Raw genomic sequence first — 23,420 nt, 5'->3', positions numbered from 1 at the left:
AGGCCCCGAAGGGCCAACAAGACAGCCGGTAAAGGCTCAGGCCTATGCCTAAACCCAGATCATCAGCACGCAGGCCGCGGTGGCGAACCCCATGCCCAGATTGAAGCGACGCCAGCCCCTGGCGGTGCGGATGAGGCGGCGCACCTGGGCACCGAACAGCACCCAGAAGGCCCCGGTATAGAGGCCGGTCACGAAGAAGATGCCGAGCACCCAGCCGGCGGACGGCCAGTAAGCCTCCCCCGCCAGGGTGAAGCCACTGATGGCGGAGAGCGCCATCATCCAGGCCTTGGGGTTGAGCAGTTGCAGCATGGCCCCCTGATGGGCCGGGATCAGCGGCCGGTTTCCCTCCGCCGGACCGCTGGCATTGGCCACCTTCCAGGCCAGCCAGAGCAGGTAGGCCGAGCCGACGAGCTTGAGCCCGTCGTGCAGCAGCGGCACCTTCTCGAACACCACCCCGAGCCCCAGGGCCATGGCCAGGATCATCAGGTTGATGCCCCCCACCACCCCCACCAGCAGGGGAACGGAGCGGCGAAAACCCTGGGCGGCCCCGGCGCTGGTCAGCAGCATGTTGTTGGGGCCCGGCGTGCCACAGGTGATGAGGGCAAAGCCCGCCAGGGGGAGCAACCAGTTCAGATCCATCTCAACCTCGTTCGGATACGGCAAGCCTCCTAATATGCAGAGCCGGCGCCAGGACGACAAGGCCGGCAATGCATTTTCTTTGCATGAATAATCAGGCGGCCATTAATACCAGAGCATCACCACGCACAGGGCGGTGAGCGCCCCCAAGCTGCCATTGAGGCGGCGCCACCCCTTGTCCGAGTTGATCCAGCGGCTGAGCTGATGGCCGAACAGCACCCAGGCGAAGCAGACCGGCAGCCCCGCCATGGGGAAGACCGACATGATGCCCCACAGGCTCGGCCAGTAGTCGCTCCCCGGCAGGCTGAACAGGCTGATGGCGGAGATCCCCATCATCCACGCCTTGGGATTGAGGAACTGGAAGCCCAGCCCCTCCAGCAGGGTCAGGGGGCGGGCACGGCTGGCGGGATCCCCGGGGGCACCGGCCACCGCGATGCGCCAGGCCAGCCACAGCAGATAGAGGCTGCCCAGCACCTGCAGGCTCAGCTTGAGCAGGGGCCAGCGTTCGAACAGCGGATAGAAGCCCAGCGCCAGCACCAGTTGCAGCACGGGCTGGCCCACCGTCACCCCGAGCAGGTGTGGCAGGGTGCGGCGCACCCCGAAGTTGGCGCCGGACGCCGTCAACATGAGATTGTTGGGGCCCGGGGTGCCGCAGGTGAGCAGGGCGAAGCCAAACAGGGTGGCATACCATTCGATGGTCATGGGGAGACTCCTTTCTTGTCACATTGTATCGATACAATGTGAGTTTTCCGGTTGTTCAAAGGTTGATATTCACGCTATATTGCGGACAAACTTGGATCAATGGATTTATTGTCACCATGACAATCTGGACACCCGACCTCAGCCTCTTCGAGGGGCCCCTCTATCTCAAGCTGGTCAAGGCCATCGAGCAGGCCATCGCCTGTGGTGCCCTGCCCCCCGAGACCCGGCTGCCGACCCACAGGGCCCTGGCAGACCGGCTGGGGGTGACGGTGGGCACAGTCACCCGCGCCTACGCCGAGGCCGAGCGGCGCGGCCTGCTGGCGGCCAGGGTGGGGCATGGCACCTGGGTCAGGGGGGCGACGGATCCCGCCAACGAGTGGGTGATCCGCAACGAGGACGATCACCGCATCGAGCTGTGGCAGAACCTGCCGGTCCAGCTGGACAGGGGGGCCATCGTCAGGCCCCTGCTCACCGAACTGGCACAGGGGGATCTCAACGGTCTGCTCGGCTACGACAAGGAGGCGGGGCGCGCCTCGCAGCGCCAGCTGTTCGTCGACTGGCTCGCCGAGCAGGGCATAGAGGGCAGCGAGGATCGTCTGCTGTTCAGCCACGGCGCCCAGCACGGCATCCTGTTGGCCCTGCTGGCCACCGGCTGCGTGGGGGAGACCCTGCTGTGCGAGGGGCTGAGCTATCCCGGCATGCTGGGCAACGCGCGCCAGCTCAAGAACCAGGTAGTGGGGCTGGCGATGGACGAGGAGGGGCTGCTGCCCGAGGCGCTGGAGGCGGCCTGCCGCACCCGCCGGGCCAAGCTGCTCTACCTCACCCCCACCCTGCAGAACCCCACCACGGCCACCATGAGCCTGGCGCGGCGCGAGGCCATCATCGCCATCGCCCGCCGCCACGATCTGTTGATCGTCGAGGATGACGTCAACGGCCTGCTGCCCGAGAGCGCACTCCCGCCCCTGGTCAACCTGGCGCCGGAGCGGGTCATCTACCTGGGCAGCCTGGCCAAGATCGCCTGCGGCGGCCTGAGGGTCGGCTTCGTCTTGGCGCCGCCAGCCCTTCGCAACGGCTTCGCCCAGGCGATGCGACTGTCGAGCTGGATGGTGAGTCCGCTGCTCATCGAGCTGGCCTGCAAGCTGGTGAGCCAGCGCCAGATCATGCCGCTCATCGAGCAGCAGAGACGGATCCTGGCGCGTCGGGGGGAGCTCTTGCGCCACCTGCTGCCGGGCGCCCGCTGGCAGCCGGGCTCCATGCACGCCTGGCTGCCGCTGCCCGAGCCCTGGCGCAGCCAGGAGTTCGCGGAGGCGGCCAACGCCCTTGACGTCGGGGTCGCGAGCGGGGAACACTTCGCCGCCGGCCAGTTTGCCGCCCCGCAAGGGGTGCGTCTGAGCCTGAGCCAGCCCGCCACCGACGCCCGCGTCGCCGAGGGGCTGGAGCGACTCGCCGGCCTGCTGCGCGCCGCGCCGCCCACCAATCCCCTGCTATAGTCATCGGCCCAGGCCCCCAAGGAGCTCCCATGTCTGCCATCCGTTCCGCCCTGCTGCTCTCGACCCTGCTGCTGGGAGGCTGCGCCTCTCCCGCCCATCAACAGCTGGGTGCAGCCCTGAGCGGGCTGGAGGGGGAGCTGACGCGGCTGGAAGAGGAGCTGGCGGCCATGAACGGGCTTCACTACCAGAAGGCCATAGATGCGCCTGTGACCCTGCGCCGCCACCTCAAGTCCCCCGCCCCGACGGCGGAAGGGCTGGTGCCCGTGCAGAGCCGGCTGCAGGACGGCCCCCTGCTGCGCTACGACTACCGCCTGCCGGCCGGCATGGCCAGCCTGCCCACCGACAACCCCTGCCTGCGCTATGAATTCGAGCTGCGCCGGCTCGGGCGACTGGGTCGGCTCGAGCTCGTCTGGCAGGGGGAGGGTCACCGGGACAGCCGCCTCATCCGGCAGGCCGACTGCCCCTTCTCGGCCAAGGGCCCGGGCCTGCAGTAAGATCGGCCCGCCGATCCAGCTGGGGGATTGACCCCGGCCTCCGCCCGGACGACAGTGGAGCCAGACCGGTGAACCATTGGCTCGGGCACCCCGCCCCCAAACCGGCGAAGGAGCGTCAAGGATGCAGATCCTCCTGATCGAAGACGATGCCATGATGATCTCGGCCCTCACCCAGGGGCTGAGCGACCAGGGGATGGCCCCCTCCAGACTGCACCATTGCAAAGAGATCTCGGCCCTGCCCGCCCTGCTGCGTCAGCAATCGTTCGATGCCATTCTCTGTCGCCAGTATCACCACCAGGCCCGCGAAGGGGTTCGCCTGCTGCAGGAGGCCCACCACCTGGGGCTGCTCGCGCCGGGTTGCGTGCTCCTGCTGCTGGACCATGACGAGGAGACGGGCCAGTACCCCCCCTCCGACCTCTATTTCCCGCTGCGCCTGGCCGTCCCCTTCACCACGGAGCAGCTGGCGCACAGCCTGCAAGCGCTGCTGGTACTGACCGCGGTGACGCGCCCCCTGGCCACGCCCATGGCTCTCAGGGAGTGGCGCAGCGCCTGCGCCCAGTGCGAGGATCTGCTTTACCGGCACGCCAGGAACAAGGCGCTGGGGCCCCAGATGGACAGGGTCAAGGGCTACATGCTGCTGCAGGCCGGGGAGCTCGTCCAGGCGACCCAGCACTACGCCATGTGCACCACGGAACACGACGCCTGGTGGCCGCGCACTGGGTTGATCCACGCCCTGCTCGGGCTGGACCGGGTGGAGAGTGCCCACAAGGATCTGGACCGCAACCAGGCACGGTTGCCCCCCGTCATTCATCAGGAGCTCACCCTCGCCTGCCTGCTGCATCAGGGGCAGTGGGAACCGGCCTGGGCCCTGTTGTCAGGCTTGCTGCAACGCTGCCCCTGGCAACCTGAATGGCGCCAGACGGCCATTCTGCTGGCCCTGCTGCGAAGAGACGAAGCCCAGGTACTGGCCCAGGCCACCGCCGTCGGCCTGCGCTTCTTCCCCAGGCAGAAGTTTCATCAGTCCATCGAGCACTGCGTTCTGGATGCCACTCTGGCGGTGCTCTGGCATCCCCCGGTCGAGGCCAGGGTCCATGGGCTGCAGCAGGCCCTCGAGGATCTCGGCCGGCAGGCAGTCACCCTGAGGGCCCACGAGGAGGCCCTGATGCGCGCCCTGATGCTGGCGCTGGACTACCGCTTCGACGACGCCCTGATGCTGCTGGCCAAGCATCCACCGGAGGCGGCGCGGGACAACCACCTCAACCAGCTGCTCGGCTTTGCCGTGAGCCAGTTCTGCGGCCTGCCCCAGCATGCCCAGCGTTACCTGGCCCGGCTCGGCCAGTATCGGGGCCCGGTGGCGCAGAGCCCGCAGCTGCAGCGGCTGATCCAGCGGGTGGTCGGCGATCTCCAGGGCCAGCTGGAACTGCGCGAGCAGCGCCTGAGCCAGCTGCGCCAGGAGCGGCAGCGGGCGATGACCGCGGGCCAGCACCAGCTCGCCGTGCAGTGCGCGCTGACGCTGCAGGAGACATTTCCGGCCCAGGCGGGGGATGCCTGGCAGTTGCTGACGCTGCTGACCCACTGCTGGCCGACCGGCATGGCCGCCCCGGCGGTGGCGCAGCTGGTGGACAGGCTGGAGCGGCGCCTCGACCACAGTGCCGCCTTCCAGGGACAGCATGCCGAGGCCTACCGGGAGACGCTGCGGCGGATCAGAAGCCACCTGGCTCCCAGGTTGCCGCCACTCCCAGCCCAATAGGGCGGCCCAAGCCGCCCCGGCAGGCGGGTCAGAACAGGCCCCGCACCAGGATCCCCGCGATCAGCAGCGGCGCCACCAGCCGCCAGCACCAGAGCAGGCAGCGGCGCATCAGCGGCGAGAGATCCGCAGGTACCATGCTGTCGCCGAGCCGCCATCCCAGCAGCAGGGTCAGCACCAGGCCGAACAGGGGCATCATCAGGTTGGAGGTGAGGTAGTCCAGCAGATCGAACAGGGTCTTGCCAAACAGGGTGTACTCGGCCCAGGGGCCGAACGACAGGCTCACCGGGATGCCGCAGGCCATGATGAGCAGGGTCAGCACCCGGCAGGCACTGCGGCGCGACCAGCCCCACTCCTCGGTGGTAAAGCGCACCAGGTGCTCCAGCATGGAGATGGAGGAGGAGAGCGCCGCCACCAGCAGCAGCAGGAAGAAGACCACGGCCAGCACCTGGCCGAACGGCAGGTGATGGAACACCGCCGGCATGGTCATGAAGGTGAGCCCAGGCCCGGCGGTCGGGTCAATCCCCGTGGACGCCAGCACCGGGAAGATCATCAGCCCCGCCAGCACCGAGATCAGGCTCGCCAGGGTCACCACCCAGACCCCGGAGCGCAGCGCACCGTCGCTATTGGGCAGATAGGCGCCGTAGGTGGTGTGGACCCCCAGGCCGATGGAGAGGGAGAAGAACGCCAGCCCCAGGGCGTCCAGCACCCCCTGCCCGGTCAGATGGGAGAAATCGGGCAGCAGGAACTGGCGCACCCCGGCCAGGGAGCCCGGCATGGAGAGCCCGATCACCACCAGCAGCAGCATCATCACGAACAGTGCCGGCATCATCCAGCGCAGCGCCCGCTCCACCCCCTGCTGCAACCCGCCCTGCACGAACCACCAGGTGAGCCCGGCGAAGACGAGATGGGTGAGGACAGGCCAGAGGGGGTCGCTCACATAGCCGTTGAACAGGGCGGTGAGGGCGCTCCCCTCGCCGAGGTTCAGCTCACCGCCGAGGGCCAGGGCCGCATAGCCCACGGTCCAGCCCCCCACCACGCTGTAGAAGCTGTAGATGAAGAAGCCGCACAGGATCCCCATATAGCCCATCCAGCGCCAGTTCGGCCCCACCAGCCTGTGGAAGGCACCGAGCACGCCGCGCTGGCTGCGGCTGCCGAGCAGGGTCTCTCCCACCAGCACCGCCACCCCCAGGGTGAAGCTGAACAGCAGAAACACCAGCAGGAAGGCACCGCCGCCATTGGTGGCGGTCACATAGGGAAACTTCCAGATGGCACCAAGGCCGATGGCCGAGCCGGCGGCTGCCAGCACATGACCGAGACGGGAAGACCACTGAACCTGGCTCATACAACCTCCGGGCAAGACAACATCAGATCGATACTCCATGGCTGGACGCGCGCGGCGTCGCAATAAAAAAGGCCGCCTGGTGGCGACCTTTGCAATGAACTGTCAGACAAACGGCACGTGCAAGGTCACCTCTCTTGCGAGCGGAAAAATCGGCCAAAGAGGGCGATGAGGGGTGACATGAAACGGCGTCGCCTGCACGGGGAAAAGGGGCCACAGCCTAAACCATGGCAAGAGAAGTTGACAGACAAGAGTCCTGAATAGCCCAAAAAACAGAATATAACCAAACAAAAACACGCATCATCGGATAAATATTTCGAATTGTTGAATATTACAGGTTTTGATGCAGAGTCAATCCTGCCGACCTCACATCATGGTCCGTGGCGGACCTGAGGACCCACCCGCCCCGGCCTACACCAGGCCCCGCACCAGGATGCCGCCGATGAGCAGGGGTGCCAGCCAGCGCCAGCAGCCCATCAGCAGGGTGCGCCAGTGCGGCGCCAGTCCGACGGGCAGCGCCCGGCGACCGAGCTGCCAGCCCAGCAGCAGGGTGAGGGCCAGACCGAACAGGGGCATCATCAGGTTGGAGGTGACAAAATCCAGCAGCTCGAAGATGTTCTTGCCAAACAGGGTGATGCTCGCCCAGAGGCCGAACGACAGGCTGACCGGGATGCCTCCCGCCATCACCAGGGCGGTGATGAGGTTGCACGCCGCACGCCGCGACCAGCCCAGGCTCTCGCACAGGAAACATTGCAGATGCTCCAGCAGGGAGATGGAAGACGACAGCGCCGCCACCACCAGCAGAGCGAAGAACACCACCGCCAGCCCCTGGCCGAACGGCAGCTGCTGGAACACCGCCGGCATGGTCATGAAGGTGAGACCCGGGCCGGAGGCGGGATCGATGCCGGTCGCCGCCAGCACGGGGAAGATCATCAGCCCCGCCAGCACGGCGATGAGGCTTGCCAGCAACACCACCCAGAGGCTGGAGCGGCCCACCCCCTCGCTGGAGACCAGGTAGGCGCCATAGGTGGTGTGGATGCCCAGGCCAATGGAGAGGGAGAAGAAGGCCAACCCCAGGGCGTCCAGCACACCGGACATGCCGAGCTTGCTGAAGTCCGGCATCAGGAAGTGGCGCACCCCGGCCATGGCGCCCGGCAGGGTCAGCCCGAAGGCCACCAGCAGCAGGATCATGATGAAGAGTGCCGGCATCATCCAGCGCAGGGTGCGCTCCACCCCCTGCTGCACGCCTCCTTGCACGAACCACCAGGTGAGGCCGGCGAACAGCAGGTGGGTCAGCACCGGCCAGAGCGGATCGCCGACGTAGTCGTTGAAACGGGCGGTGAGCGCCGCCCCGTCGCCGTGCTGCAGACTGCCCGCCAGGGCCATGCCGGTGTAGCCCAGGGTCCAGCCCCCCACCACGCTGTAGAAGCTGTAGATGAGCAGGCTGCACAAGAGCCCCATGGCGCCGACCCAGCGCCAGCGTCTGCCCATCAACTCACCGAAGGCTCCCACCACCCCGCGCCGGGTCAGGCTGCCGATCAGGGTCTCCCCCATCAGCACCGCCACCCCCAGGGTGAAGCTGAACAGCAGAAACACCAGCAGGAAGGCGCCGCCGCCGTTGGCGGCGGTCACATAGGGGAACTTCCAGATGGCGCCGAGACCGACCGCGGAACCCGCGGCGGCTAGGATGTAACCGAGCCGGGATGACCATTGGGACTGCTTCATGGGAACTCCAAACGAGGGGCCCGCCCACGGGGCCCGAAAGGCGCTCAGATTACCCCTTGGGCTCCGCAATCACTCGTCGTATATCCGGCATAAAACCACTTTATTGGCAGCATTCACTAATAATATTCGAATTACCACACAATAGTGCTAATAAAGAAAAACCGGAGCGGGTATGCTCCGGTTTGTTGTCTGCCTGGGTCTGGCGGGACTAGATGACCCCCAGCTCCCGCAGCCGCTCCATCAGATAGCTGTGGGCGGTGTGGCGCTCGGAGAGCACCACGTCCGGGCGCGGGTGCAGGAAGAGCGGCAAGGAGATGCGGGACTTGGCGGCGCTGCCGCCGGTCGGGTTGATGACGCGGTGGGTGGTGGAGGGGTAGTAGCCGCGGGAGGCCTCCTGCAGCATGTCACCTATGTTGATGATCAGGGTGCCGAAGTCGCAGGGCACGTCCATCCACTCCCCGTCCGAGCCCTTCACCTGCAGGCCCGGCTCGTTGGCGGCGGGCAGTATGGTCAGCAGGTTGATGTCCTCGTGGGCGGCGGCGCGGATGGCCCCCGGCTCCTCGGTGCCATCGAAGGGCGGGTAGTGCAGCACTCGCAGCAGGGTCTTCTGGCTCTCTTCGATCATGGAGGAGAGCGGGCAGCTGTAGCGGGCAGCGATGTCGCTCGGGGTGTATTGCTCCACCCAGCCCAGCAGCTCGGCGGCGAGATCGTTGGCGAGGCGGTAGTACTCCATCGCCTGCGCTTTCAGCTCGGCCGGCATCTGACCCCAGGGGTAGATGTGGAAGTACTCCTTGATGTCCTTCTGGCTGTGGCCCTTGGCGACTTCGGAGACAGACGGCGGGAAGTAGCCGTCCTGGGTCTCGCGATTGAACAGGAAGTCGTGCTTCTGCTCGCTCAGGAAGAAGCGGTACCAGTTCTCATAGATGGACTGCACCAGCTCTTTCGGGATGGGGTGATGGGTCAGCACCCCGAAGCCGGTGGTGCGCAGGGACTCGGTGAAGCGCTCGGCCGCATCGGGGGAGCGATAATCGACGGTCAGGACTTTCATTGTTTTTTTGTTACGTGCCAGTTAAAAGTAGGCGCAGTTTACCCTGCCTCCCCCGGCATGAAAAGGCTGCCGGAAGCCCGTCTGCAACGGCTTGAAAATACTGATAAAAACATCATGACGCAGGCACCTCGCCCGGTGCTTGTCCAGGGCAGGCCTCCTCTTCTAGAATGCCCCTCCATCTTCCCTGTCGGAGCCCCTTCATGTTCCCCAAGATCCTGCTGTTGACCCTCCCCTTGCTGCTCGCCGGGTGCAGTTCCCTGTCTGAGGAGGAGTGCCGCGCCATGAGCTGGTACAACCTGGGTTATCAGGACGGGGAGCAGGGCAAGACCCGGACCGCCACCCGTGACTACAAGCAGACCTGCGGTGAGTACGGTCTCAGGGTGGACGAAGACGAGTGGCAGCGGGGCTACGCCAAGGGGCTGGAACTCTACTGCATTCCCGAGCTTGCCTACAGCAAGGGACGGGAGGGGCACGAATACCTGGGGGTCTGCCCCAACGACACCAGCTTCCTCACCCAGTTCGAGCGCGGCCGCCAGGAGTACCTGCTGGAGCAGCGCCTCGGCGAACTGCAGCAGGAGCTGGAGCGCACCGAGCGGGACATCTATCAGCTCGACCAGCAGATCCGCAGCGAGAACGACAGCAAGCAGCGGGACTACTACCGGGCCCAGCGCGAGCGCGCCATCCGCCACTACGAGGGGGTGCGCCGGGAGTACAACCGGATCCGCTTCCCGGACCGGGTGATCCAGTTCTCCTTCGGGAGCTGACAGCAAAGGGGCCGGTCTGGCCCCTTTCTGCTGCCGCTCAGGCGGGCAGGATCCAGCGCTGCAGCGCCAGGGCGATGCCATCCTCGTTGTGATCCGCGGTGACCCGGTCCGCATGGGCCTGGATCTGGGGCGCCGCGTTGCCCATGGCCACCGCCAGCCCCACCTGCTCGAACATGCTGATGTCGTTGTTGTTGTCGCCAAACGCCACCACCTTCTCCATGGCGATCCCCTCGCTCGCCGCCCACTGGGCCAGCCGGTTGCCCTTGCTGCAACCTGGCTGCACCAGCTCCACCGCATAGGGCGCCGCCCAATCGCGGGTGAAGGGCAGCGTCTCCACCACCTCCCCCACGAAACGGTGCAACCGGCCGGGATCCTGGTTGAACAGCTCCAGCTTCCAGATGGGGGCTTGCAGCCAGGCGCCGAGATCCTCGGCCGGCAGCAGGGAAACCTTGAGGTGGTCCGGCTGGCTCGCCGACCAGCGCCGCATCCGGCCCACGTGCTCCTCACAGCCAAGGTAGCCGATGCCGCCCCCCAGGTGGAAGAGCGCCCCCATCTGCTGGGCCTGCACCTCGGCCAGCAGGGCGGTGAGCGGCGCTACCGCCAGGGGATCCCCGGCAAGGATCCGATCCTGCCCCGGATCATAGAGGTAGGCGCCGTTGCTGCAGATGATGGGGGTATCGAGGGCCAGTGCGTGGTGGAAGGGACGGGCCGTCATGAAGTGGCGACCCGTCACCAGCAGCACCTTGATGCCCTGGGCCCGGGCCTCGGCCAGGGCCGCCCGGGTGGCGGACGAGATCTTGTGATCCCGGGTCAGCAGGGTGCCATCCATATCCAATGCAATGGCCTGATAATGACTCATATCACCTCCAGGAATGTTGAGGTCAGCGGGGTGCCATGCAATCCCGCGTCCAGTGCCATGGCCTGAAAACGACGCATATCACCTCCAGGAATGTTGAGAACAGCGGGGTGCCATGCAATCCCGCGTCCAGTGCCATGGCCTGAAAACGACGCCTATCACCTCCAAAGACTGAGCATCGCGAGGCGCAAGGGTCGAGAGGTTCGCCGGGCGACGGAGTTGAACGAGGCAAGGAGTCATACCGTCCCAGAGTCGGCGCCACGATGCAAGTGCCGGTTGCCCCCTCCGCGTCGTTCTGTGATCCCGTCAGCCGGCTTCCACCTGGACGTCGAGCCGCTGCCGCCGATCTGCCGCCCGGCGCAGGCCATAGAAGCCGATGGCACAGAGCAGGCTGCACAGCGCGGCCAGATAGAAGGGCCACTCGGTGCCCGCCAGCAGCACCAGACTGCCGACCACCACCGCCAGGATCTCGCTGCCCACCGCCAGCCCGCGATAGAGCCCCATCGCCTGCCCCTGCTGCTCGGCATGGCTGCGGTTGGAGACCGCCACCGAGGTCGCCAGCTCCCCCAGGCTCATGCCGATGCCGGCGGGGATAAAGGTGAGTGCCAGCCCCCACCAGTGGCCGGGCAGCACGAACATCAGCATGCCCACCGCCATCACCAGATGACCGACCACCCCCAGACTGCTGCCGCGCCAATGGCGAGCCAGCCGGGAGCCCAGCCAGGATCCCAGTATCATGGGCACGCTCACCATTACGGCGGCCTGCGCCAGCTGCACCGGATCCCAGGCAAGCCGCTCCACCAGCCAGACGTTGAAGTAGGTGAAGTAGAGCTGCACCGCGCCGTAGCTGAGCAGGGTCAGCACGAAGTAGGGCAGCAGCGCCGGTTGCAGCAGCAGCTGGCGGGAAGAGAGGGCAGGTGCCGGCTGCTCACTGCGGACCACTGCCGGCCGATTGGGCAGCAGCCAGAGCACCAGCAGCAGGTTGACCAGGGTCATGGCCACCGCCAGCCAGGCCGCCAGGCTGTAATCGCCGGACACCACGGCGGCATAGCCGCCGATCATGGGGCCCACCACCCAGCCCAGGTTCATGCCGATGTTGATCCAGGCGAAACTGCGCGCCTTGGTTTTGGCGGTGCTCATGTCGGCCGCCATCGCCTGCACGATGGCGATGTCACCGTTGAAGAAGCCCTCTACCACCCGACTCAGCAACAGCAGCGGCAAGGATCGCCAGGCGATCCCCAGCGCCATCAAGGCGTAGCCCACCAGCACGCCCACCAGACACAGGGTCAGCACCGGCTTGCGGCCATGGCGATCGGAGAGCTTGCCGAGCCAGGGAGCCCCTACCAGTTGAAACAGTGGATAGAGCCCCATGATGACCCCCAGCCACACCTTGCGGCTCCAGTCCGACGCTTCCGGTGTCAGCATGCCCTGGGCCGGATCCAGCATCAACGGCGCCAGCACCGGAGACGGCAGGCTGAAGCCCGCCACCGCCAGCGTCACCGTCATCACCAATACCCACAGGCTGGCCTGCCCCTTGCTCCCTTCCATGTCCGCCCCATTAAATAAAGCTATTGGTTTATTTATGTTGGCAATCAAACCAGATTAAGTAAAGCAAATTATTGATTTAAAAGATCCCCCTCCCCATAATGCTCTTATCCTTGCCAGAACCGCTGCCGCGCAAGCGACCGCACCTGCCGACCATGAGAGCCTTGCCATGAACGCCAGCACCGACAAGATACTGTTTCTGCTCAAGAGCCACGGGCCACAGAGCGCCGCCGAGCTGGGAGAGCAGTTGCAGATGACCTCCATGGGCGCCCGCCAGCACCTGATGACGATGGAGGCCGACGGCTGGGTGAGTTTCAAGGACGAGGCCCGCGGGCGCGGCAGACCGGTGCGGCTGTGGCACCTCACCGAGCAGGCCTGGCAACGCTTCCCCGACAGCCACAGCGAACTGACGCTGCAGCTTATCGACAACATCCAGCAGCTGTTTGGCGAGGTGGGCATGGAGCGGTTGATCGCCCAGCGGGAGCAGCAACAGCTGGCCCGTTATCAGACCGAGCTGACCCAGCCGGCGCTGGCCGACAGGCTGGCGGCACTGACGGCACAGCGCACGCGAGAGGGCTATATGGCGGATTTTCGCCAGGAGAAGGATGGCAGCTGGCTGCTGTGGGAGAGCCACTGCCCCATCTGCGCGGCGGCGCGGGCCTGCCGGGGCTTCTGTCGCAGCGAGCTGGAGATGTTTCGCCGCTTGCTGGCGCCGGCCGGGGTGGAGCGGGAGCAGTATCTGCTGGAGGGGGATCACCGCTGCCTCTATCGCATCAGACCGCAGCCCTGATCCGCAAACGTCAGAAACAACAAAGCAGGCGCCGGGATGCCTGCTTTGTTGCCTTCGGGGAGAGGGTGCTCTCGTTCCAGCCCGTCGCTTCCCGGTTGGGTCGAACGGCTGATGGGGCTCTTGACCCGGTAAGGTCCTTCACCACAGAGACCGGGTTGGGCGTCTGTCTTGCCACCGGAAGATGACACCATAGTACCCCTGGCCGTGCGGTGAGTGTTTGTGAAGTAGCAGGTATTTTCAGTTGTTTTTGCAATAGTTCACCCTTAATCTAGGAAAAGTGGATTAGTAATTGCAACGAGGAACGGAGAATGCTGAAACTTGATCGTATAGACAGGCATATTCTGGAGTTGATGCAGGAGAATGGCCGCATCAGCAACCTGGAGCTGGCCGAGCTGGTCGGGCTCTCTCCCTCCCCCTGCTCGCGCCGGGTCAAGGCGCTGGAGGATGCCGGTCTCATCGACACCCACGTCACCCTGCTCAATGCCCGCCAGCTGGGGCTGACTCTCACCGCCTACATTCACATCTCCATGGACAGGCACACCCCGGAGCGGTTCGAGAACTTTGACAACGCGGTCAAGGATCTGCCCGAGGTGCTGGAGTGCGATCTCATCACCGGCAACGACGCCGACTACCAGCTCAAGGTGGTGGTGCGGGACATGGAACACTACCAGCACTTCCTGCTGGACAAGCTGACCCACATCCCGGGGGTGACCGGGGTGCGCTCCAGCTTCGTGCTGCGCCGCATCAAGCACAAGACGGCGCTGCCCCTCAATCACCTGGGCTGAGGGCCAGGGCCGGAAAAAACGAGAGGAGGCCGGGGCCTCCTCTTCTTGTCTCTGCGTGCACCTGCTTCACGCTCACGCCTGGCGAGGGTGCAGATCAGGCCTCGACCTGGCTGACGTCCTGCACCTGCAACAACCAGCCGCTCTGCTCCTGCTGGGGCTCACCGCTCAATCGCAACCGCTCCCCCGTGGAGACCCACTGCCCCTCCGGCAGGACGACCTCCAGGCTCTCGCTGCCATTGTCGAACACCCAGCGATCGGCGCCCAACGACTCAATCAAGTACCCTTCCATCTCCACTCTGGACTCGGCTTGCCAGGACGGCGCAACGGCATCACGGCTCTCGATGAAATCCCCCTGAACGCCAAAACTGGCCAGCCCCCACAGAATGGAGAGACCGACGATGGATGACTGCATCTCACTCTCCTCTTTGTCTGGCATCTTGAAGGCCAGTATGGGAACAGAAAAATGAGTGCACCATGAACAAGGCGCCAAAGTGCAGGCAAGATCGCGAAAAAAAACCGACCAAGGGGTCGGTTTTGTCATTTTATGGTGCCTTGATCACACTATTTGGCGGCTTGCTCTGCCATTCGCACGACCCTTGGTTTATTCATCCACATGGCCACACCGCGATGATCCGCGCAGATCCCCTCGTCGCTGACGGCCCTGACGCGGACGCCGTCCTTGCAGACTGCCTGCCAGGCATCGGCATCGTCGATCTCCAGTTCCGAGGGAGGCTGGGTATTGCCGGCGCAGGCGCCAAGCAGGAGCGCAAACAGGGGGAAGAGAGCTTTCATCGGGTCACTCCGGATGGGAAGAAGGGGTCAGCGTCCCAGCTGTGCCGACACGCGATCGCAGAGCACCTTGAGCTGGGCCAGCTCAGCATCGGCCAGATCCACCTGATTGCGCAAGTTGTCCGCCAGGCAGCACTCCCTGACCTCCTGCTGCAATTGGCGACCCGCCTCGGTCAGGCTGATGCATTTTTGCCGCTCGTCCTCGCGGGAGACGGTGCGCGTCAGCCAGCCCTTGCTCTCCAGCCGCTTGACGATGGGGGTCAGGGTGCCCGCATCCAGCCCGGTCTCCTGGCCGATCTCCTTGAGACTCACCTCATCCCGTGCCCAGAGCGACAGCATCACCAGGTACTGGGTGTAGGTCAGATCCAGCTTGTCCAGAAGCGGCCGATAGGCGCGCATCACCGCATTGGAGGCGCTGTAGAGGGCAAAACAGACCTGCTTTTTCAATTCACTCATGGGGCACCTCGCTGACGACTGGGGGCAGTATACCCCATGAAAAGTGAGGGCTGAATAGTTTGCACACAAAACAGTTGCCAGCCCGGCCGTTCGGGATTAACCTGACTTTAGTTTGCACGCAAACAAAATTGCCAGGCCGCCATCCCAGCGCGCGGCCCCACTGCCGGAGAATGCCCATGAATGCCATCAGCCATCAGATCCAACTGCTGCGCCGTCCCACCGGCCTCCCCACCCCGGACGACTTCGCCCTCAGGGAAGTGCCCCTGCCCGCCCTGCAGGAGGGCGAGGTGCTGGTGACCAACCAGTGGCTGTCGGTGGATCCCTACATGCGAGGCCGCATGAGCGAGGCCAAGAGCTATGTGCCTCCCTTCCCCCTGAACGGCCCCCTCGATGGCGGCGCCATCGGCGTGGTGGAAGCCTCGCGTCACCCGGACTTTGCGGTGGGTGACCGGGTGAGCAGCATGCAGGGCTGGCGCGATCGCTTCGTCGCCAACGGCGCTCAGCTGACCAGACTGCCCGACACCCGCTTGCCGCCCCAACTCTTTCTCGGCGCCCTCGGCATGCCGGGTATGACCGCCTGGGCCGGGCTGCACAAGGTGGCCCGCCTGCAGGCGGGCGAGACCCTGCTGGTCTCGGCGGCGTCGGGGGCGGTCGGCACCATGGCGGTTCAGCTCGCCAAGCAGGCCGGCGCCAGGGTCATCGGCTCTACCGGGTCGGCCGACAAGGTCGCCTATCTCAAGACGCTCGGCGCCGATGCGGTGATCAACTACCGGGAGACGCCGGATCTCGATGCCGAGCTGGCACGCCTCGCCCCGGAGGGCATCCACGTCTACTTCGAGAACGTGGGCGGCGCCATGCTGGACGCAGCCCTCAACCACATGGCGCTGCACGGTCGCATCGTGCTGTGCGGCCTCATCGCGCAGTACAACGGTCAGGGGAGCGGGCCGCGCAACCTCGCCCAGGTGATCCGCAAGCGCATCCTGATCCAGGGGCTGCTGGTCTCCGATCACTGGCAGTACTACGGGGAGTTCCTGGCCGAGGCCATCCCGGCCTTCGAGGCCGGCGCCCTGCAGGCCGAGGAGACCGTCAGCACTGGGCTGGCCAGCATGCCGCAGGCCTTTATCGGGCTGTTCGAGGGGCACAACACCGGCAAGATGCTGGTCAAGCTGGACTGATCCGCAGAACTGGCGCCTCAGGCCGCAGACTGCTTGCATGACGGGCCCATCCGCCCTAAGGTGGGCCCGTTTTCCCTGGCGCACCCCGCCGTTTCAGCAAGGAGCCTCCCCTATGTCTACCCCCTATCCCCGCGTCGGTGTCGGCGTCATTCTCACCAACGCCCAGGGCCAGGTGCTGCTCGGCAAGCGCAAGGGCAGCCATGCCCCCTACTGGTCCATCGCCGGCGGCCATCTGGAGCTGGGGGAGACCTTCGAGTCGGCGGCCATCCGGGAGGTGGCCGAGGAGACCGGCTTCGTCATCCGGCAGCCTCGCGTCATCGCCGTCACCAACAACCTGGAGACCTGGCGAGAGAGCGGGCTGCACTACGTCTCTGTCACCCTGCTGGCCGAGGTGGAAGGGGAGCCGCAACTGCTGGAGCCGGAGAAGTGCGAGGGCTGGATCTGGTGCGATCCCAAGGCCCTGCCAGAGCCTCACTTCGACGCCAGCCGCCAGTCCATCGCCTGCTGGCTGGCCAATCGTTGCTACCTGCCGACCTCGAACCAGCCCACCCCATAAACCATCGCCTGCTGGCTGGCCAATCGTTGCTACCTGCCGACCTCGAACCAGCCCACCCCATAAACCATCGCCTGCTGGCTGGCCAATCGTTGCTACCTGCCGACCTCGAGCCAGCCCACCCCATAAACCATCGCGCGCTGGCTGGCGGGGCGCTGCTATCTGCCTGTGTCGAGCCAGCCCACCCCATAAGCCATCGCCTGCTGGCTGGCGGGGCGCTGCTATCTGCCGGTGTCGAGCCAGCCCACCCCATAAGCCATCGCCTGCTGGCTGGCGGGGACTGCTATCTGCCATCCTGGTCACCCGAATAGTCATAAAACCTTCATCGCTTTGTCATATCATCCCGCCACTGCCTTTGATGACGGAACAGGAGTGGTGGCGTGGGACAGGTATTCATTCAATTTCTGTGGCTGGGATGTGTCAGCTTTGGCGGGCCGGCCGCCCATATCGGCTATTTTCAGCGCACCTTCGTCGAGCGACTGGGGTGGCTGACCCAGGCCGAATTCGCCCAGTTGCTGGCCCTCTGCCAGCTGCTGCCCGGCCCCGCCTCCAGCCAGCTCGGCTTTGCCATCGGCCGCCACCGGGCCGGGCTCGGCGGCGCCCTGGCCGCCTTCATCGGCTTTACCCTCCCCTCCTTCCTGCTGTTGCTGGCTGCCGCCGTCGGCGTGGGCCTGCTCAGCAACAACCTCTGGCTGGAGGCCGCCCTGCACGGTCTCAAGCTGCTGGCGCTCATCGTGGTGGCCGATGCCGTGCTCACCATGAGCCGCCAGTTCTGCAAGACGACGCTGCAACAGGGGGTCATGGTAGTGACCGCCGCCGCCCTCTGGTGGCAGCCCGGCCTGCTGACCCAGCTCGTCCTGCTGCTCGGGGCGGCCCTGCTCTGCGCCTATCGTGAGCAGGCCAAGGCGGCGCAGGCCCCATCAAAGGAGCTGGCGAGCCAGCCCCACTGGCCGACCCTGCTGCTGTTCGCCCTGCTGTTTGTCGGCCTGCCCCTGGTGGCCAGAGGCCCCGCCAGCCAGCTGATCGCCGACTTCTACCGGGCGGGCAGCCTGGTGTTTGGCGGTGGCCACGTGGTGCTGCCCCTGTTGCAGGAGAGCGTGGGGCACAGCCTCAGCCAGCAGCAGTTCCTGACCGGCTACAGCCTGGCTCAGCTGGTGCCCGGCCCCATGTTCACCCTGGCCACCTACCTCGGAGCCATGCTGCTGCCGGCGACCCCGCTGGCGGGCGCCCTGCTGGCCACCCTGGCCCTCTTCCTCCCGGGCTTCCTGCTGCTGTGGGCCATGGGCCCCTGCTGGCAACGCTGGCTTGCCCAGCCTCGCCTGGCGGGGGCCGTGGCGGGGATCAACGCCGCCGTGGTGGGCCTGCTGCTGGCCGCCCTCTATCAGCCGGTGTGGCAGAGCGCCGTGCTGGCCCAGACCGATCTGGCGCTGGCCGCCGTCGGCTTCTACCTGCTGCGCGTGCAGAAGCTGCCCATACTGGCGCTGGCCTCCCTGCTGGTGGGCGCCGCCCTGTTGAAGGCCTGAGGCTGAGACGGCAAAAGAAAACGGCGCCCCTGCTGGCAGGGGCGCCGTTTTACGCATTCGAGGCGGGCAGCGTCAGGCGTCGGGATCGAAGTCCAGGCTCAGGCTGTTGACGCAGTAGCGCTGGCCGGTCTCGGTCGGCCCGTCCGGGAAGACGTGACCCAGATGGGAGCCGCACTGGCGACAGGTGATCTCCACCCGTTTCATGCCGTGGCTGTTGTCCTCTGTGTAGGTTACTGTCCCCTCGATGGCCCGATCGAACGAGGGCCAGCCGCAGCCCGAATCGAATTTGGCATCCGAGTGAAACAGCACGCTCTTGCAGCAGACGCACAGGTAGTCGCCGCTCTTGCGATTGTGCAGCAGGGCGCCGCTGTAGGGCCGCTCCGTCCCCTTCTCCCAGCAGACGTGAAACTGTTCGGCGCTCAACTTGCTGCGCCACTGCTCGGGATTGTTACCGCTCATACTGACTCCTCGTCATGCTGACCGGGCAGATATGAAACTGCCCGGTTCTCGGGATTGCTACGCCACCGTCCAGGATTATTGCCATTCATATGGATTCCTTGCCATGGGTAGCGGTGACCAGCATACCGAGTCAGGTCGTTTCACTCTACCCCGCCAGCGGGAACTGTGATCCCGTTGGCAACACGGCGGCAACATCCTGCGTGGCGACTACCCCCTCCCTGGCCAGGGCCACCGCCGGCAGGGCGACCCGCTCCAGCAGCTTGAGGGAGTGGGCGCGCCCGACCGCCACCTGCCGCTTGATGTCGTCCGGCAGGAAGGGCAGGCCGTCGTTGGTGGCGGTGTCTATGGTCTGGATCCACTCCATCCCCTCCCCCGGCGGTGGCAGGCGGAACTGGATGTCGTAATCGCTGGCGTTGAACAGCACGAACCAGCGCTCGCCGGTGCAGCCGATCATGCCGATGTCCATGGCGAACGCCTGGCCCATGGGGGCATGCCAGTCCTGATCGGTGAGCTGGTGGCCGTCCGGGTGGTACCAGTTGACCTGGTGGCAGCTGGTCGCCTTGCCATTCCAGCTGTCGTCGCTCAGCTGCAGGTTGGAGAAGACCCCGGATTCCGCCCGCAGCGCCATCATCTGACGGGTGAAGGCGAGCAGCCGCTCGTCCTCCGGGCGCAACTGCCAGTTGACCCAGCTGATCTGGTTGTCCTGGCAGTAGGCGTTGTTGTTGCCAAGCTGGCTGCGGCCCATCTCGTCCCCGGCGAGGAAGTGCGGCGTCCCCTGGGAGAGCAGCAGGGTGGCGATCAGGTTGCGCTTCTGCTGCTGGCGCAGGTTGTTCACCCTGGGGTCGAGCGTCGGCCCCTCCACCCCGTGGTTATGGGAGAGGTTGTGACCGTGGCCGTCTCTGTTGTCCTCGCCGTTGGCCTGGTTGTGGCGCTGGTTGTAGGAGACCAGATCCTCCAGGGTGAAGCCGTCGTGATAGCAGAGGTAGTTGACGCTGGTGTGGGGCGCGCGCCAGTTCTTCGGGAAGAGATCCCGCGAGCCCACCAGCCGGGTGGCGAAGTCCCCCATCTTGCCCGCATCGCCGCGCCAGAAGGCGCGCACCGTGTCGCGATAGCGGTCGTTGATCTCCAGCCACTGGCTCGGGAACTGGCCGAGACGATAGCCGAAGGGGCCTATGTCCCAGGGCTCGGCGATGAGCCTGACCCGCGCCAGCACGGGATCCGCCATCATGGCCTTGAAGAAGGCGCTCATGGGATCGAACTCCCCCGCCTCCCGCGCCAGGGTCACCGCCAGATCGAAGCGGAAACCGTCCACCTGCATCTCGGTGACCCAGTAGCGCAGGGCGTCGAGCACCAGCCGCAGGGTGTTGGGATGATCCAGATTGACGCTGTTGCCACAGCCGGTGACGTTGGCGTGACGGTGGTAGTCCGGGCCGTGGGCCCCCGACTCGAAGGCGTAGTAGCCCGCGTTGTCGAACCCCTTGAACGACAGCATGGGGCCGTCGAAGCCGGATTCCGCGGTGTGGTTGTAGACCACGTCCAGGATCACCTCGATCCCGGCCCGGTGCAGCTCCCGCACCATGGTCTTGAACTCGGTTACCGCCTCCTTCGCCGCGTAGCGCGGCTCGGGGGCGAAGAAGGCGATCGGGTTGTAGCCCCAGTAGTTGGTGAGCCCGAGCTGCTCGAGCCTGGGCTCGGACATGAAGGCCGCCACCGGCATCAGCTGCACCGAGGTGACCCCCAGCGACTGCAGGTGCTCGATCATCAGCGGGTGGCTGATGCCCAGATAGGTGCCCTGCAGCTCCTTGGGGATCCCGGGGTGCTGGCGGGTGAAACCCTTGACGTGGGTCTCGTAGAGCACGACCCGCTCGGGCGGGATGCCGGGCTTGCCGACCCCCTGCCAGTCGAAGGCATCGTCCACCACCACGGACTTGGCCACCATGGCCGCGCTGTCCCCCTGATAGAGGGCGTCGTCCCAGTAGGTAGGACGGCTCAGTGCCCTGGCATAGGGGTCGATCAGCAGCTTGTCCGGGTCGAACAACAGGCCGTCCTGGGGGCTGCCATGGACCCGATAACCGTAGCGCTGACCGGCCTTGACGCCGCGCACATGGCCGAACCAGTACTGGCCTCGCCGGCCGGGCAGGGCCAGCCGGGCCTGCTCCTGCTCCTGTTCGTCGAACAGGCAGAGCTCCACCTTGTCCGATTGCGGTGCCCAGACGCAGAAGTGGCAGCCCGTCTCGTCGAGCCGGGCGCCCAGCGGGTGATCCACCCCGTTTTCCATTGCGAACATCAAGACTCCTGTTTGATGAACAAGGTCGCGAGCGGCGGCAGATCCAGCACTATGCTGTGCGCCATGCCCTGCCAGGGCGTCGGCTCGGCGACGAAGACCAGACCCACATCATAGTTGCTGCCCCAGTAATGCTCGCTGTCGGTGTTGAGCACCACCCGGTAGTGGCCGGCCGCCGGCACCCCGAGGCGATAGCCGACCCGAGGCACCGGGGTGAAGTTGCAGGCCACCATCAGGGGATGCGCCCCCAGCTTGTCGGCACGCAGCCAGGCGAAGATGCTGTTGTCGGCGTCGTTGTGATCCAGCCAGCGGAAGCCGGTCTGTTCATAATCGGCCTGATACAAGGCAGGTTCATGACGATAGAGGTGGTTGAGATCCCGAATCAGCCGCTGCTGGCCGCCGTGCTTGGGATACTGCAACAGGTGCCAGGGCAGCTGGGCGTCGTGGTTCCACTCGTTGCTCTGGGCGATCTCGGTACCCATGAAGTTCAGCTTCTTGCCGGGGTGGGCATACATGAAGCCCATGTAGGCGCGCAGGTTCGCGGCCTGCTGCCACTCGTCGCCGGGCATCTTGTAGAGCAGGGAGTGCTTGCCGTGGACCACCTCGTCGTGGGAGAGGGACAGGATGAAGTTCTCGTCATAGTGGTACACCATGGAGAAGGTCATCTCGTTGTGGTGGTAACGGCGGTGGATGGGCTCCTTCTGCATGTAGCTGAGGGTGTCGTGCATCCAGCCCATATTCCACTTGAAGCCAAAACCCAGGCCGCCGAGGAAGGTGGGACGGGAGACCCCGGCGAAGGCGGTGGACTCCTCGGCGATGGTCATGGCATGGGGGTACTTGCCGTACACCTCCTCGTTGGTCCACTTCAAGAGGCTGATCGCCTCGTAGTTGTGGTTGCCGCCATCGACGTTCGGCACCCACTCGCCGGCGTTGCGCGAATAGTCCAGATAGAGCATGGAGGCGACCGCATCCACCCGCAGGCCGTCGACGTGGAACTTGTCGAGCCAGAACAGGGCGCTCGCCACCAGGAACTGGCGCACGGTATCGCGACCGAAGTCATAGATGTAGGAGTTCCAGTCCGGGTGCCAGCCACGGCGCGGATCCTCGTACTCGTAGAGCGGGGTGCCGTCGAAGCGGGCCAGGCCGTGGGCGTCGGACGGGAAGTGGGCGGGCACCCAGTCGAGGATGACGCCGATCCCGGCCTGGTGGCACTGGTCCACGAAGTATTTGAAGTCGTCGGCGCTGCCGTAGCGGCTGGTGGGGGAGAACATGCCCACCGGCTGGTAGCCCCAGGAGCCGCTGAACGGGTGCTCGGAGACCGGCAGCAACTCGATGTGGGTGTACTCCATCTCCTTGATGTAGCTCACCAGCTCCACCGCCAGCTCGCGCCAGTTCAGGCTGTCGCCGTTGGGGTGGCGCTTCCAGGAGCCCACGTGCAGCTCGTAGATGGAGAGCGGCTGCTCCCGCTTGTCGTTGCGTTGGCTCTCGCGCCAGGCGGCATCCTGCCACTGGTACTGATCGTGGTCATAGACCACGGAGGCGAACGAGGGGTACTGCTCGCAGTAGAAACCCACCGGGTCGCTCTTGTGGGGCAGCCGGTTGCCCATGGGGTCTTTGAGCTCGAACTTGTAGCGATCCCCGGCCTTGAGCCCCGGCACGAACAGCACCCAGTGACCGCACTGGCTGCGCTGCATGGGGTGGCGACGGCCATCCCAGAAGTTGAAGTCGCCGATGAGGCTCACCGCGGTGGCGCTCGGCGCATAGACGGCGAAGCGCACCCCCTCCACCTGCTGGCCGAGGTGTTCCACTGTGCGCAGTTGTGCACCTAGGGTGTGGTAGAGGTTTTCCGGTTGCCAGGTCAGCTCCGCCAACCCTTCCCAGGCGGCGGCCTGGAACTGGTAGGGGTCTATGATGTCGGCACTGGCGTCGGCGTAGCTGGCGATGAGCTGGTAGGGAAAGGGATTCTTGCGGCGGGTGAAAACAGTTTCAAAGAGGCCCGCTTCGTCAGCGGCGGTCAGGGTGGCAACTATCTTGCCTGACTTGAGGTCTCTGACCCGGACCTCGAGCGCATCGGGCAACCAGGCGGTGAGTTTCAGGCCTGGCCCATCCGGATTGGCCAGCAGGCCTAGATGGGAGAAGGGATCGGCACAGCGGGCGGCAACCAAACGTTCAACGGGCATCGACATTTCCTTTGATGGCTGAACATCCGCTTCGGCCTGGGCCGAAGCGGATGAAAGTGAGTCACATGTTGGCGATT

At 65.5% G+C, this 23,420-nt stretch carries 22 protein-coding genes; 9 read left to right on the top strand and 13 right to left on the bottom strand.

The window, feature by feature from the left end:
- Positions 1-48: 48 nt before the first annotated feature.
- Together I6L39_RS10170 and I6L39_RS10165 are read right to left on the bottom strand one after the other, a co-directional pair.
- Positions 49-639: a LysE family translocator gene (locus I6L39_RS10170; protein ID WP_042074154.1), complete on the bottom strand. Its 591-nt coding sequence runs from the start codon at positions 637-639 to the stop codon at positions 49-51.
- Positions 640-741: 102 nt separating this feature from the next.
- Complete coding sequence (locus tag I6L39_RS10165; RefSeq protein WP_042074153.1) at positions 742-1,338, bottom strand: LysE family translocator; 597 nt, start codon at positions 1,336-1,338, stop codon at positions 742-744.
- Positions 1,339-1,454: 116 nt separating this feature from the next.
- On the opposite strand from I6L39_RS10165, the gene I6L39_RS10160 reads away from it, so the two are divergent.
- The 3 genes from I6L39_RS10160 to I6L39_RS10150 all read left to right on the top strand — a co-directional run bounded on the left by I6L39_RS10160 (position 1,455) and on the right by I6L39_RS10150 (position 5,072).
- The gene (locus I6L39_RS10160) at positions 1,455-2,828 is read left to right on the top strand and encodes a PLP-dependent aminotransferase family protein (protein WP_042074151.1); all 1,374 of its coding nucleotides are present in this window, start codon (positions 1,455-1,457) and stop codon (positions 2,826-2,828) included.
- A gap of 29 nt (positions 2,829-2,857) precedes the next feature.
- Positions 2,858-3,322 carry a hypothetical protein gene (locus I6L39_RS10155; protein WP_216991695.1) on the top strand — a complete coding sequence of 155 codons (465 nt, stop codon included), beginning with the start codon at positions 2,858-2,860 and terminating at the stop codon, positions 3,320-3,322.
- A 121-nt stretch (positions 3,323-3,443) separates the two neighbouring features.
- Positions 3,444-5,072, top strand: coding sequence for a hypothetical protein (locus tag I6L39_RS10150; RefSeq protein WP_209794707.1), 1,629 nt, complete (start codon positions 3,444-3,446; stop codon positions 5,070-5,072).
- Positions 5,073-5,100: 28 nt separating this feature from the next.
- On the opposite strand, the gene I6L39_RS10145 is transcribed toward I6L39_RS10150, so the two are convergent.
- From I6L39_RS10145 to I6L39_RS10135, 3 genes are all read right to left on the bottom strand, one after another.
- Entirely contained in the window at positions 5,101-6,414 is a 1,314-nt protein-coding gene (locus I6L39_RS10145) for a sodium-dependent transporter (protein WP_216991694.1), read from the bottom strand.
- A 408-nt stretch (positions 6,415-6,822) separates the two neighbouring features.
- Positions 6,823-8,136, bottom strand: coding sequence for a sodium-dependent transporter (locus tag I6L39_RS10140; RefSeq protein WP_216991693.1), 1,314 nt, complete (start codon positions 8,134-8,136; stop codon positions 6,823-6,825).
- Positions 8,137-8,344: 208 nt separating this feature from the next.
- Positions 8,345-9,184, bottom strand: coding sequence for an isopenicillin N synthase family oxygenase (locus I6L39_RS10135; protein WP_042074143.1), 840 nt, complete (start codon positions 9,182-9,184; stop codon positions 8,345-8,347).
- Between the two features lie 200 nt (positions 9,185-9,384).
- On the opposite strand from I6L39_RS10135, the gene I6L39_RS10130 reads away from it, so the two are divergent.
- Complete coding sequence (locus I6L39_RS10130; protein ID WP_209794708.1) at positions 9,385-9,948, top strand: DUF2799 domain-containing protein; 564 nt, start codon at positions 9,385-9,387, stop codon at positions 9,946-9,948.
- Between the two features lie 37 nt (positions 9,949-9,985).
- Here I6L39_RS10130 and I6L39_RS10125 read toward each other — a convergent pair whose 3' ends face one another.
- A complete protein-coding gene (locus I6L39_RS10125; RefSeq protein ID WP_216991692.1) occupies positions 9,986-10,807 on the bottom strand; it encodes a Cof-type HAD-IIB family hydrolase in 822 nt (273 codons plus the stop codon).
- Between the two features lie 303 nt (positions 10,808-11,110).
- Positions 11,111-12,352, bottom strand: a complete 1,242-nt coding sequence (locus I6L39_RS10120) for an MFS transporter (protein WP_216991691.1) — start codon at positions 12,350-12,352, stop codon at positions 11,111-11,113.
- 166 nt (positions 12,353-12,518) lie between these two features.
- On the opposite strand from I6L39_RS10120, the gene I6L39_RS10115 reads away from it, so the two are divergent.
- Together I6L39_RS10115 and I6L39_RS10110 are read left to right on the top strand one after the other, a co-directional pair.
- Positions 12,519-13,139 (top strand): metalloregulator ArsR/SmtB family transcription factor, encoded by a 621-nt coding sequence (locus tag I6L39_RS10115; protein WP_216991690.1) that lies wholly within the window; start codon positions 12,519-12,521, stop codon positions 13,137-13,139.
- A gap of 308 nt (positions 13,140-13,447) precedes the next feature.
- Positions 13,448-13,924: an Lrp/AsnC family transcriptional regulator gene (locus I6L39_RS10110; protein WP_042074137.1), complete on the top strand. Its 477-nt coding sequence runs from the start codon at positions 13,448-13,450 to the stop codon at positions 13,922-13,924.
- Positions 13,925-14,018: 94 nt separating this feature from the next.
- Here I6L39_RS10110 and I6L39_RS10105 read toward each other — a convergent pair whose 3' ends face one another.
- From I6L39_RS10105 to I6L39_RS10095, 3 genes are all read right to left on the bottom strand, one after another.
- Positions 14,019-14,336, bottom strand: a complete 318-nt coding sequence (locus tag I6L39_RS10105) for a hypothetical protein (protein WP_042074135.1) — start codon at positions 14,334-14,336, stop codon at positions 14,019-14,021.
- 149 nt (positions 14,337-14,485) lie between these two features.
- Positions 14,486-14,716, bottom strand: coding sequence for a hypothetical protein (locus tag I6L39_RS10100; protein ID WP_216991689.1), 231 nt, complete (start codon positions 14,714-14,716; stop codon positions 14,486-14,488).
- Positions 14,717-14,743: 27 nt separating this feature from the next.
- Entirely contained in the window at positions 14,744-15,169 is a 426-nt protein-coding gene (locus I6L39_RS10095) for a MarR family winged helix-turn-helix transcriptional regulator (RefSeq protein ID WP_042074132.1), read from the bottom strand.
- A gap of 176 nt (positions 15,170-15,345) precedes the next feature.
- Here I6L39_RS10095 and I6L39_RS10090 point away from each other — a divergent pair, with 176 nt between their 5' ends.
- From I6L39_RS10090 to chrA, 3 genes are all read left to right on the top strand, one after another.
- Positions 15,346-16,344 (top strand): NADP-dependent oxidoreductase, encoded by a 999-nt coding sequence (locus I6L39_RS10090; protein ID WP_216991688.1) that lies wholly within the window; start codon positions 15,346-15,348, stop codon positions 16,342-16,344.
- Between the two features lie 112 nt (positions 16,345-16,456).
- On the top strand, positions 16,457-16,900 hold the full coding sequence (locus I6L39_RS10085; protein WP_216991687.1) for an NUDIX hydrolase: 444 nt from the start codon (positions 16,457-16,459) through the stop codon (positions 16,898-16,900).
- 377 nt (positions 16,901-17,277) lie between these two features.
- On the top strand, positions 17,278-18,420 hold the full coding sequence (chrA, locus tag I6L39_RS10080; RefSeq protein WP_216991686.1) for a chromate efflux transporter: 1,143 nt from the start codon (positions 17,278-17,280) through the stop codon (positions 18,418-18,420).
- Between the two features lie 72 nt (positions 18,421-18,492).
- Here chrA and msrB read toward each other — a convergent pair whose 3' ends face one another.
- The 3 genes from msrB to glgB all read right to left on the bottom strand — a co-directional run bounded on the left by msrB (position 18,493) and on the right by glgB (position 23,343).
- On the bottom strand, positions 18,493-18,879 hold the full coding sequence (msrB, locus tag I6L39_RS10075; RefSeq protein ID WP_042074125.1) for a peptide-methionine (R)-S-oxide reductase MsrB: 387 nt from the start codon (positions 18,877-18,879) through the stop codon (positions 18,493-18,495).
- Between the two features lie 145 nt (positions 18,880-19,024).
- Positions 19,025-21,166 carry a glycogen debranching protein GlgX gene (gene glgX, locus I6L39_RS10070; protein ID WP_216991685.1) on the bottom strand — a complete coding sequence of 714 codons (2,142 nt, stop codon included), beginning with the start codon at positions 21,164-21,166 and terminating at the stop codon, positions 19,025-19,027.
- Positions 21,166-23,343, bottom strand: coding sequence for a 1,4-alpha-glucan branching protein GlgB (gene glgB / locus I6L39_RS10065; protein WP_216991684.1), 2,178 nt, complete (start codon positions 23,341-23,343; stop codon positions 21,166-21,168). The genes glgX and glgB overlap by 1 nt, the downstream gene beginning before the upstream one ends.
- Between the last annotated feature and the right edge of the window lie 77 nt (positions 23,344-23,420).

Source organism: Aeromonas sp. FDAARGOS 1409, from assembly GCF_019048705.1.
Taxonomy (GTDB): domain Bacteria; phylum Pseudomonadota; class Gammaproteobacteria; order Enterobacterales; family Aeromonadaceae; genus Aeromonas; species Aeromonas sanarellii.
This window is presented reverse-complemented; position numbering and strand designations above follow the sequence as displayed.